This window comes from Xanthomonas campestris pv. phormiicola (assembly GCA_025666215.1).
Lineage (GTDB): Bacteria > Pseudomonadota > Gammaproteobacteria > Xanthomonadales > Xanthomonadaceae > Xanthomonas_A > Xanthomonas_A campestris_A.
The window spans coordinates 3812132-3823793 of record CP102593.1; the positions used below are offsets into that span (position 1 = coordinate 3812132).

The window sequence follows — 11662 nt, forward strand, 5'->3', positions numbered from 1 at the left end:
TCCCGTCGGTCGTGTCCGCAGCTGCGGCCGACGGCGGCATCCGTGCGTCCTCCGCCCTTCGTGCCCTCCTCTGCCGGACGACCGCCATGTCTAAGACCCCCTCGCTGCGCGACCTCGAACACCACTCGGCCTTCGTCGAACGCCATATCGGCCCGAACGACGCCGAGATCGCGCACATGCTGCGCACCGTCGGCCACGACTCGCTGGACGCGCTGACCGACGCCATCGTGCCGGGCAAGATCAAGTCGCCGGCCGCGCTGGCGCTGCCCGACGCGATCACCGAAGAGGAAGCGCTGGCCAAGATCGGCGCCATCGCCGACAGGAACCAGGTGCTGCGCAGCTTCATCGGCCAGGGCTACTACGGCACCCACACGCCGAAGGTGATCCTGCGCAACATCCTAGAGAACCCGGCCTGGTACACCGCCTACACGCCGTACCAGGCGGAGATCTCGCAAGGCCGCATGGAAGCGCTGATCAACTTCCAGACCATGTGCGCGGACCTGACCGGCATGGAGATCGCCAATGCCTCGCTGCTGGACGAGGCCACCGCCGCGGCCGAGGCGATGACCCTGGCCAAGCGCTCGGCCAAGGCCAAGTCCGACACCTTCTTCGTGCACGACGCGGTGCATCCGCAGACCCTGGAACTGCTGCGCACCCGCGCCGAGCCGCTGGGCATCGTGCTGCGCGTGGGCACGCCGGAGGAAGCGCTGCAGGCCGAGTGCTTCGGCGTGCTGCTGCAGTACCCGGACAGCTTCGGCCACATCGGCGACCACAAGGCATTGGCCGACGCCGTGCATGCGCGTGGCGGCCTGGTCGCGGTGGCCACCGACCTGCTGGCGCTGACCCTGATCGCCGCGCCCGGCGAATGGGGCGCGGACATCGTGGTCGGCAACTCGCAGCGCTTCGGCGTGCCGTTCGGCTTCGGCGGCCCGCACGCGGCGTTCATGGCCTGCCGCGACGCCTACAAGCGCTCGATGCCGGGGCGCCTGATCGGCGTGTCGATCGACGCGGCCGGCAACCCCGCCTACCGCCTGACCCTGCAGACCCGCGAACAGCACATCCGTCGCGAGAAGGCCACCTCCAACATCTGCACCGCGCAGGTGCTGCTGGCGGTGATGGCCGCGATGTATGCGGTCTACCACGGCCCCGACGGCCTGACCCGCATCGCCCGGCGCACCCATCGCCTGGCCGCGATCCTGGCCGCGGCGCTGCGCAATGCCGGCGTCGCCGTCGGCGAGCGCTTCTTCGACACCCTGCACGTCAAGGCGATCGACGCCGAGGCGATCCATGCCAAGGCGCGCGCGGCCGGCATCAACCTGCGCGCGATCGACAGCGAGGCGCTGGGCATCAGCCTGGACGAGACCAGCACCCGCGCCGACGTGGTCGCGCTGGCGCAGCTGTTCGGCGCGCGCGCCGACATCGACGCGCTCGATGCGGTCACTGCCGACGCATTGCCGCAGGACCTCAAGCGCAGCAGCGCGTTCCTGCAGCACCCGGTGTTCAACACCCACCACAGCGAGCACGAGCTGCTGCGCTACATGCGCGCGCTGGCCGACAAGGATCTGGCGATGGATCGCACCATGATCCCGCTGGGCAGCTGCACGATGAAGCTCAACGCCACCGCCGAGATGATCCCGGTGACCTGGCCGCAGTTCGGCGCGATCCATCCGCTGGCGCCGGCCGAACAATCCGCCGGCTACGCGCAGCTGATCGACGAACTGGAAGCGATGCTGGTCGAATGCACCGGCTACGACACGGTCAGCCTGCAGCCCAACTCCGGCGCGCAGGGCGAATACGCCGGCCTGCTGGCGATCCGCGCCTATCACCGTTCGCGCGGCGAGGCGCATCGCGACATCTGCCTGATCCCCGAGTCCGCGCACGGCACCAACCCGGCCTCGGCGCAGATGTGCGGCATGAAGGTGGTGGTCACCAAGTGCGACGCCAACGGCAACGTCGATGTCGACGACATCCGCGCCCAGGCCGAAAAGTACAGCGAGCGCCTGGCCGCGCTGATGATCACCTACCCGTCCACCCACGGCGTGTTCGAGGAAGACGTGGTGGCGATCTGCGAGGCGGTGCATGCGCACGGCGGCCAGGTCTACACCGACGGCGCCAACATGAACGCGCTGGTCGGCGTGGCCAAGCCCGGCAAGTGGGGCTCGGACGTGTCGCACCTGAACCTGCACAAGACCTTCTGCATCCCGCACGGCGGCGGCGGCCCGGGCGTGGGCCCGTGCGCGGTGAAGTCGCACCTGGCACCGTTCCTGCCCAAGACCCTGGGCGACGACGGCGAGGTCGGGATGGTCAGCGCGGCCAGCTTCGGCAGCGCCTCGATCCTGCCGATCAGCTGGATGTACATCACCATGATGGGCAGCGCCGGGCTGCGCAAGGCGACCCAGGTCGCGCTGCTCAACGCCAACTACATCGCCAAGCGCCTGGCGCCGCACTACAAGACGCTGTACACCGGCCGCAACGGCCTGGTCGCGCACGAGTGCATCCTCGACGTGCGTCCGCTGGAGAAGACCAGCGGCATCGGCGCCGAGGACATCGCCAAGCGGCTGATCGACTTCGGCTTCCACGCGCCGACGCTGAGCTTCCCGGTCGCCGGCACGCTGATGGTGGAGCCGACCGAGAGCGAATCGCTGCACGAGCTGGACCGTTTCATCGACGCGATGATCCAGATCCGCGAAGAGATCCGCGCGATCGAGGACGGTCGCCTGGACCGCGAGGACAACCCGCTCAAGCACGCCCCGCACACCGCCGCGCAGGTCACCGCCGGCGAGTGGACCCACGCCTACCCGCGCGAGCTGGCCGCGTTCCCGCTGCCCACGCTCAAGCAGGCCAAGTACTGGCCGCCGGTGGCGCGGGTGGACAACGTCTACGGCGACAAGCACGTGATGTGCGCGTGCATCCCAGTGGATGCATACAAGGACGACGTGGTGGCGTAACTGCCGCCGAGCCGCCCGCCCTCCGAACCCAGCCGCGTAGCCCGCGACTGGGTTTTTTCATGCCTGCGATGTCCATGCGACACTCTGCGGCATCGTTTTCGATGCCCGACGCGGAGCCGCGCACATGGCCGTGGAGAAACTGGATCACGTGCAGCTTGCGATGCCGGCCGGCGGCGAAGCGGCGGCGCGCGCGTTCTACGCAGGCGCGCTCGGCATCCCCGAAGTGCCCAAGCCGGCGCATCTGGCGGCGCGCGGCGGCTGCTGGTTCGAACGCGGCGCGCTCAAGGTCCACCTCGGGGTGGAACAGGATTTCCGCCCGGCCAGGAAGGCCCATCCCGCGTTCATCGTCACGGGTCTCGCCGATCTGGTCCAGGCGCTGACCGCCGGCGGCTATCGGGTTGCCGAAGACCAGCCGCTGGACGGCTACGAACGGCGCTACGTCGAGGATCCTTTCGGCAATCGGATCGAACTGATGGAGCCACGCGCCGGCTAAGCGCCCGCGCGCGCCTCAGCCTGGCGCGGCCACGCCCTGCATCTCCGCCGCCGCGTCCCGCGCATGCGCGCAGCGATTGCGGCCATTGCGCTTGGCGCGGTACAGCGCGGCGTCGGCGTGGTGCAGCAGATCGATCGCCGCCTCGGCGCTGGCCGGGTGGGTGGCGATGCCGATGCTGACCGTGACCACGCCCAGCGGGCTGGCCGGGTGCGGGATCTGCCGCTGCTCGACCGTCGCCAGCAGGCGCCGCGCGATCGCGTGCGCGGCGTCGGCCACGGTGTCCGGCAGCACCACCGCGAATTCCTCGCCGCCGTAGCGCGCCACCGTGGCGGTGTGCGCGGGCAAGGCCTCGGCCAGCGCGGTGGCCACCTCCACCAGGCAGGCGTCGCCGACCACGTGGCCGTGGCTGTCGTTGAACTGCTTGAAGAAATCGATGTCGATCATCAGCAGCGAGCAGTCCAGGCCGCCGTCCAGGTCGCGCAGCCGCGCCGCCAGGCCGACGCGGTTGGCGATGCCGGTCAGCGGATCGCGCGCCACCTGCTGCTGCAGGCGGCGCGTGCTCACCCGGCTCAGCCGCTGGATCTCCAGATGCTCGCTGTGCAGGAACGCCACGTGCGCGCCGTACACCATCACCGCCAGCGTGGCCGCAGCCATGCCCCAGAAGAAGCTCACCCGCGACACGCTGATCGCCAGCAGCAGCACCGCCAGCGAGAACACGATCGGCGCGAACGCGGCGATCAGCTCCGCGCCGCGCAGGCTCGGCCGCGCGTGGCGCAGCCAGCGCCCCCGCGGCAGCGACGCCACCAGCACCAGCGCCATGCCGGGCAGATCGATCAGCAGCCCGCCCCACCACGGCAGCCCGCCCAGCTCGATGCGGTTGTACAGCGCCGCCACCGCGCCGTTGATCCACAGGTAGACGCAGGCGCTGAGATAGAAATGGCGACGGCTGCAGCCGCCGGCCCCGAGCAGGCGCAGCGTGGCCATCGACGCGAGCAGCAGGTCGATCGCATCGGCGTGATTGATGATCAGGCTGACGTCGGGTTCTGAGAAACCATTGCTCGACGACAGCGCCAGGTCGATCAGCAGGAATAGCAGGCCGGCGCCGACCAGCGCCAGCACTGCATCCAGTGCCACGATCAGCCGCGGCTGCGACCGGTTGAACGAGCGTGCGATCAGGTACAGCGCCGGGATCATCGACGAGCCGGAAAACATCACGCCCAGTTTCTGCAGCACGGGACCGTACAGCGGAAACAGCAATGCCAGCAGGTTGCAGCCGGTCCACAGCATCTGCACGCCGACCATGTAGCCCAGCAGCCGCCACGGCATCCGGTCCACCGCCGGCGCACGCCACAGCCGGCGCAACACGGCCAGCACCGCCATCGCCTGTACCGCCAGGCCGCACCATTGCGCAGCAGGCATGCTGGTGCCGCCAGCGTGCGCGACCAGCGCATGCGCGAGCAACAATCCGATCACGACGATAGGCAAGAACACGTTCGGTCTCCGTCGCACGCCACTGCACTGCGTCGGCCGCTGCCGCTGCACACCCCCCACACTTGCAGCGCCCCTGCAAGGAGCGATGCTCAACGCTCTATCGGCTCCCCGCCGTCTTCCTGTAGCTCCAGCTTAGCGGCAATGCCCGCGCCGCGACAGGCCAGCCGCAGCGGACGCGCTCACGGCGCACCGCACATGCCGGCGACGACGCCATCCGGCAGCAGCAGCCGCACCCTTCCGCACCAATCACGCACCGCGGGTCACCTCCCCTTTCGGCGACCCGCGCCACAGGCCGCAGCCCCGTCCTCACGCCATGCTCGGACAGGTTGCACGGATCGTTCACGCCTGCCGGCACAGCATCGACCCGAATCCTGACGGCGTCCCTTTCCGCGCATTGCGCATCCATTCGCAGCGCGAATGTCCTAGCCGTCCCCGCCTCATCCCCCGGAGCGTTCATTCATGGCCAGCCCGTCCCGCAAGCCCAGCAAATCCAGCCCCCCCGTCGATACCAGCGCCGTCGCCGACCAGCGCGGTCGCGGCGACGAACTGCACCAGAGCGCCGGCGGCACGCATCCGCCGCTGACCACCAATCAGGGCATTCCGATCGCCGACAACCAGAACTCGCTGCGCGCCACCCCACGCGGGCCGACGTTGCTGGAAGATTTCATCCTGCGCGAGAAGATCACCCACTTCGACCACGAACGCATCCCCGAGCGCATCGTGCATGCGCGCGGCAGCGCCGCGCACGGCTATTTCGAACTGACCGCCTCGCTGGACAAGTACACCACCGCCAAGATCCTCACCGAGGTCGGGGTCAAGACACCGGTGTTCACCCGCTTCTCCACCGTCGCCGGCGGTGCCGGCTCGGTGGACACGCCGCGCGACGTGCGCGGCTTCGCGGTCAAGTTCTACACCAAGGAAGGCAACTGGGACCTGGTCGGCAACAACATCCCGGTGTTCTTCATCCAGGACGCGATCAAGTTCCCGGACCTGATCCATGCGGTGAAGATGGAGCCGGACCGCGGCTTCCCGCAGGCGGCCAGCGCTCACGACACGTTCTGGGACTTCATCTCGCTGACTCCCGAATCGCTGCACATGATCATGTGGGCGATGAGCGACCGCACCATTCCGCGCTCGCTGCGCATGATCGAAGGCTTCGGCATCCACAGCTTCCGCCTGCTCGATGCGAACGGCAACAGTACCTTCGTCAAGTTCCATTGGCGGCCCAAGCTCGGCCTGCAATCCACGGTGTGGGACGAGGCGGTGAAGCTGGCCGGCGCCGATCCGGATTTCCATCGCCGCGATCTGTTCGAAGCGATCCAGCAAGGCGATTTCCCGGAATGGGAGCTGGGCGTGCAGCTGTTCACCGAAGAAGAGGCGGCCAAATTCCCGTTCGACCATCTCGATTCCACCAAGCTGATCCCGGAAGAACTGGTGCCGCTGCGGATCGTCGGGCGCATGGTGCTGGACCGCTGGCCGGACAACTTCTTCGCCGAGACCGAGCAGGTGGCCTACTGCCCGGCCAACATCGCGCCCGGCATCGATTTCTCCAACGATCCGCTGCTGCAGGGCCGCCTGTTCTCCTACCTGGACACCCAGCTCAGCCGCCTGGGCGGGCCGAACTTCCACCAGATCCCGATCAACGCGCCGAAGTGCCCGTTCGCCAACATGCAGCGCGACGGCCACATGCAGATGGGCGTGCCCAAGGGCCGCGTGGCCTACGAGCCCAGCTCGCTGCAGGGCGACACCCCGCGCGAAAGCGCGCGCGGTTTCCCCAGCCACGCCACGCCCAGCGAGGACGGCGGCAAGGGCCGCGTGCGCGCGGAGAGCTTCGCCGACCACTACAGCCAGGCACGCATGTTCTTCCGCAGCCAGAGCAAGCCGGAGCAGGCGCACGTCGCCTCGGCGCTGGTGTTCGAGCTGTCGAAGGTGGAGACCGCGCATGTGCGTGAGGCCGTGGTCGGGCACCTGCGCCACATCGATCCGGCGCTGGCGCAGCGCGTGGCCGACGGCCTGGGCATGGACGCGTTGCCGCCGGCGCCAGCGGCCGCGGTCGCGCCGCAGGACATGCCGCCGTCGCCGGCGTTGCAGATCATCGGCAAGATGAAGCCCACCCTGCAGGGCCGCACGATCGGCATCCTGGTCCACGACGGTTCCGACGCGGCGACGGTGAAGGCGCTGCAGAAGGCGGCGCGCGACGCTGGCGCCACGGTCAAGATCGTCGCGCCGAAGCTGGGCGGCGCCAAGCTCAGCGACGGCAAGAAGCTGGCCGCGGACGGGCAGCTGGCCGGCACCCCGTCGTTCGTGTTCGACGCGGTGGCGGTGGTGCTGTCGGCCGAGGCGGGCAAGCTGCTGAGCAAGGAGTCGGCGGCGGTCGATTTCGTCAGCAACGCCTTCGCGCACCTGAAGGCGATCGCCGCCGACGCCGGCGCGCAGCCGCTGCTGAAGGCCGGCAACGTGGTCAAGGACGCCGGCGTGGTCGATGCCGGCAACGGCAAGGGCTTCATCGAGGCGGCCAAGACCCGCCAGTGGGACCGCGAACCGAAGCTGCGCATGCTGGCCTGAGCCTGCGTCGCCAACGGCACCCTGCCCCGACCGTGCCATGCCTGCGCATGGCGCGGTTTTGGTTTGCGGCGGCGGATCGCAACGGACGCTCCCCGGTCAGGATCCAGCGCGGTCCCGAGCGGCCGGCGAGCCGCCCACCGACGCGATGTCATGGCCGCAACGCGGGCCTGGAGCGGCTTGCCCACAGCCGACGAACGGCATTGCCGCCACCCCCGCAATGGCGCGCAGGTTGGCGCCGAACATCGCCCTGTCTAATTTTTCGCCATGTCTCTTGACAGTCTTGTGGCACGTGGCCGCGACGGGCTTATCCACACCCTTATGCAGAAGTCATCCACACCCCTTGTGGACAACGTGGCGCGCGCCGGCGCAGCAGGCGCCATGAGCCAAGTGATTGAAAAAAAAGAGAATCCATTCATCGCCTATTGACAAGCGTCGATCTGCGTCCGGGCCGGTTGCTGTCCCGCAACAAACGCGAGACAAAACTTATCCCGAGGCATGGCCGCCGCCAGCGCGGTTCCACGTTTCTGGCTGAATGCGCATTGCCCTGGCACGGGTCGCGTCCCGCGCAGGCCGCTGGATCGCCGCCGTCATCAGACGGACATGGCCACGGATCTGGGCTTGCTGGCGGGGCCTTCACCTGGTCGGGACCATGGCGTCCTTTTCGGGGGGACATGGCCCGCAGGGCCGGATGTGAGTTTGGGCGCAACCTGCTGTGCCCAAACTCCGCGAGTCGCTGCGCGCCGGACCCTCACCCCCCCCCTCTCCCGACGGGAGAGGGGCCATGCACGCGCGGCTATTCCCTTCTCCCACCGGGAGAAGGTGGCGCGCAGCGCCGGATGAGGGTGCGGGCGCAGCTTCGTACGCCCACACTTCGCGCGACGCTGCGCGCCGGACCCTCACCCCACCCCCTCTCCCGGCGGAAGAGGGGCCATGCACGTGCGGCTATTCCCTTCTCCCACCGGGAGAAGGTGGCGCGCAGCGCCAGATGAGGGTGCGGGCGCAGCTTCGTACGCCCACACTTCGCGCGACGCTGCGCGCCGGACCCTCACCCCACCCCCTCTCCCGACGGGAGAGGGGCCATGCACGTGCGGCTGTCAGGCCGATCGGTTGCGGACATGCGCCACGCAGGCTCAGGCCAGCACGTCGCCGCCGGGGGCCGCCAGCAGCGATTCGGCCAGGCTGCGCTCCATCTGCTTCAGGTAATCGCTGAAGCCGCCGCGCGCCCGCGCCACGCGTCGGGCGCTGGTGACCACCACCGGCTGCGCGCGGCGTGCGATCCGCGCATCCGCGCGCACCATCGCCGCGACCAGGGCCACGTCCTCGTGCGCGGCCAGCGGCAGGAAGCCGCCGCAGCGCCGGTACAGCGCGGCGCTGATGCCAAGGTTGGCGCCATGCACGTGCGGGTGGTCGTCGCGGCGGCATTCGCCGGCGCGGTAGGCATCGCGCATCGCGCTGTCGTAGTCGTCCCAGTCGCCGACCGTGACGATGCCGCAGAACGCGTCGCTGGCGCAGTCCAGCTGCGCCGACAGCCAGTTCGCCGGCACCACCGAATCGGCGTCGGTGCAGGCCAGCCAGCGCGCGCCGGCGGCCAGCGCGGCCTGCGCTGCCGCGGCGCGGGCGCTGCCGACATTGCCGGCCTGCAGCACGATGGCCTGCGCGCCGTGCGCGGCGACGATGCCGGCGGTGCCGTCGCTGCAGCGGTCCAGGGCAACGAACACCTGCACCGGCTCGCCGCGCAGGCCGGCGCATTGCGCCGCCAGCGCCACCGAGCGCAGGCAGGCGCCGATCAGCAGTTCCTCGTCGTGCGCCGGAATCAGCACCGCGATCACCGCAGTCGCTCCGCGGCGGCAACCGAATACGGGGTGGCGCTCCAGGCTTCGAGCAGCACGTCCTCGTCCTCGTAGCGCAACAGGCGCGGCAGCTGCAGGGTCTGCGCCAGGCAGGCGTGCACCGCGCGTCCATCCATGCACGCCTGCGCGAACGGATGCAGCCAATGGCAGGCGACCAGCACGCCCTGCCCGGTCAACGATGCGCGCAGGCGCTGGATGCAGTCCTGCAGCAGCGGCAACGGCAGGTAGTAGCCGACCTCGCTGAACACGATCAGGTCGAAACGGCCCGGCGGCCAGCTGTGCGGATGTTCGGCCTGCTGCACGCGCACGTGCGCGGTGCCGGCGTTGCGTTGCGCGGCCAGGGCCACCGCGCGCTCGGACAGGTCGGTGGCCAAGAGCGCATCGCAGCGCGGCGCCAGCGCCGCGGTGAGTTCGCCGTTGGAGCAGCCCACTTCCCAGGCGCGCCCGAAACGCGCGCGCGGCAGGCTGGCCAGCAACAGGTCGCGCTTGCGCGCCTCGTACCAGCGCTCGCGATAGCCGAACGGATCGTCGTCGCGGTAGATGGCGCCGAAATACTGCTGGACCGAACTCATGCGGCAAAGACCTCGAAGCGGCGGGCGAAACGTTGCAGCACCTGCGGCGGCAGGATCGGTGCCGGCACCGCCGGCTGCGCGGTGCCCAGCTGCGAGGCGAAGCAACGCAGCGCCTGTTGCTTGGCTTGCCAGTCGGCATCGTCCAGCACGTAGCGAACCGCGCCAGGCAGCGCCTGCTGCGGCGCGCCGGCGTCCATCCAGTGCCAGGCCCACACCGGGAATTCGGCCATGCGCGCATCGCAGGCGGCGACGGCGCGCCGCACCGCGCGCGCGGTGGCTTCGTGGTCGGGATGGCCGTCGTGGCGCCACGTCGTCAGCACCAGATCGCCGGCATGCAAGTGCGCGTGGATCTGTTCGGCGACCACGAATTCGCGCTGGCCGACCTGGCCGTCGGCGATGCGCAGGTGGCAGATCGCAGCGGCGTCCACGCCCAGGCACTGCGCGGCGGCGGCCAGTTCGGCGCGGCGCACGGCGCGCAGGCGCTGCGGCGTCCAGTACGGATCGTCCGGATAGCAGGCTTCGCCATCTGTCACCGCGATCAGGCACACCGGCACGCGCAGCCGCCGCGCACAGGCGAGCGCGCCGCCGCAGCCCAGCACTTCGTCGTCCGGATGCGGCGACACCACCACCAGCCTGGATGCGTCGGCGATCAGGTCCTCGACAGGGCGCTGCGGCAAGGCCGCCAGCCACGGCGAGCGCTGCCATGCCGGCTCCGGCGTACCGTCGCCGTGGATCCGCGGCGCGCTCACAGCCGCCATGGTTGCGCCTGCTCGCCCAGCGCCTGGCCCAGCGCCGCCCAATCGTGTTCGGCATGGCTCTGGCGCACGAATACGGCCAGATCGGCGCAGCGCATGGCATGTTCGCGATCGCTGCACAGCGGCGCCGGTCCCAGCGCGCGGCCGACGCGATCGAGCACGTCGCTCGCCGCCCGCTCCACGAATGAACGCAGCCGGATCACCGCATGCCGGTGCTCGTCTTCGGGGGCGGCGTCGATGGCCGCGGCCAGTTCGCGCAGCAGCGCGCGCGCCGCGCCGAGCTGCTGGTCGATCGCGCCCAGGTGCATCGCCGCGTGCGCGTCGCGCGGCAGCTTGGGATGCGCGCGCAGGCGCTCGGCCACCGCGGTCGCCGCGCCGAACCAGCAGGCGGCGATGCCGGCGCCGCCGTGCCAGAACCCCGGACGCGTCAGATACTCGCCCGGCGCGCCGATCGCGCTGGCCGGCACCGCAGCGAACGTCACCGGCCCGCTGACCACGCGCGCCATGCCCACCGCCGCCCAGGCCTGCGTGTCGATGCCGATGCCGGGCTGGCGCAGGTGTACCTGCACCAACTGCTGGCGGTCCTCGTCGTGCGCAGTGAGCAACGCAGCGTCGACGATGCCGGCGCCGGAACACCAGGCCTTGCGGCCGTGCACCTCACCATGCTGCGCGGCGTCCATGCGATAAACCAGGCGCGCATCCGGCGCTTCGGCGGCCCAGACCGCGAACAGCTGGCCAGGCGCTGCCGCGGCGGTGCCGAGTTCGGCCAGGATCGCCTGCGCGTCGTAATGCGCCTCCAGCACCTTGGCCAGGCATACGTCGGCGGCGGCGATCTCGGCCAGGATCCGCCAGCGGTCCAGGGTGCTGCCGGCGCCGGGCAGCGGCAGCTGCGGATAGCGTTCGAGCACGCGCAAGGCGGCGCTGCGCAGATCGCGGGCGTCGCCCAAGGCGGCAGGGGAAAGCAGTTCGGTCAAGGAGGTCTCTCTGG

9 protein-coding genes are annotated in these 11662 nt (G+C 70.1%); 4 read left to right on the forward strand and 5 right to left on the reverse strand.

What is annotated here, in order from left to right; translation table 11 throughout:
• Positions 1-86: 86 nt before the first annotated feature.
• Positions 87-2948, forward strand: coding sequence for an aminomethyl-transferring glycine dehydrogenase (gcvP, locus tag NRY95_15855; GenBank protein ID UYC15192.1), 2862 nt, complete (start codon positions 87-89; stop codon positions 2946-2948).
• Positions 2949-3072: 124 nt separating this feature from the next.
• Positions 3073-3441 carry a VOC family protein gene (locus NRY95_15860; GenBank protein UYC15193.1) on the forward strand — a complete coding sequence of 123 codons (369 nt, stop codon included), beginning with the start codon at positions 3073-3075 and terminating at the stop codon, positions 3439-3441.
• Positions 3442-3456: 15 nt separating this feature from the next.
• Here NRY95_15860 and NRY95_15865 read toward each other — a convergent pair whose 3' ends face one another.
• On the reverse strand, positions 3457-4932 hold the full coding sequence (locus NRY95_15865; GenBank protein UYC15194.1) for a GGDEF domain-containing protein: 1476 nt from the start codon (positions 4930-4932) through the stop codon (positions 3457-3459).
• A 459-nt stretch (positions 4933-5391) separates the two neighbouring features.
• Here NRY95_15865 and NRY95_15870 point away from each other — a divergent pair, with 459 nt between their 5' ends.
• Both NRY95_15870 and NRY95_15875 read left to right on the forward strand, forming a co-directional pair.
• Positions 5392-7497, forward strand: a complete 2106-nt coding sequence (locus NRY95_15870) for a catalase (protein UYC15195.1) — start codon at positions 5392-5394, stop codon at positions 7495-7497.
• A gap of 264 nt (positions 7498-7761) precedes the next feature.
• Positions 7762-7923 carry a hypothetical protein gene (locus NRY95_15875; protein ID UYC15196.1) on the forward strand — a complete coding sequence of 54 codons (162 nt, stop codon included), beginning with the start codon at positions 7762-7764 and terminating at the stop codon, positions 7921-7923.
• A 704-nt stretch (positions 7924-8627) separates the two neighbouring features.
• Here the strand turns inward: NRY95_15875 and NRY95_15880 are convergent.
• The 4 genes from NRY95_15880 to NRY95_15895 are packed head-to-tail and all read right to left on the reverse strand — an operon-like array spanning position 8628 to position 11648.
• Complete coding sequence (locus NRY95_15880) at positions 8628-9326, reverse strand: glycosyltransferase family 2 protein (protein ID UYC15197.1); 699 nt, start codon at positions 9324-9326, stop codon at positions 8628-8630.
• Positions 9323-9919 carry a nodulation S family protein gene (locus NRY95_15885; GenBank protein UYC15198.1) on the reverse strand — a complete coding sequence of 199 codons (597 nt, stop codon included), beginning with the start codon at positions 9917-9919 and terminating at the stop codon, positions 9323-9325. Before NRY95_15885 ends, NRY95_15880 begins: the two co-directional genes overlap by 4 nt.
• Positions 9916-10677, reverse strand: coding sequence for a PIG-L family deacetylase (locus NRY95_15890; protein UYC15199.1), 762 nt, complete (start codon positions 10675-10677; stop codon positions 9916-9918). Before NRY95_15890 ends, NRY95_15885 begins: the two co-directional genes overlap by 4 nt.
• A complete protein-coding gene (locus NRY95_15895) occupies positions 10665-11648 on the reverse strand; it encodes an acyl-CoA dehydrogenase (GenBank protein UYC15200.1) in 984 nt (327 codons plus the stop codon). The genes NRY95_15890 and NRY95_15895 overlap by 13 nt, the downstream gene beginning before the upstream one ends.
• Positions 11649-11662 lie beyond the last annotated feature (14 nt).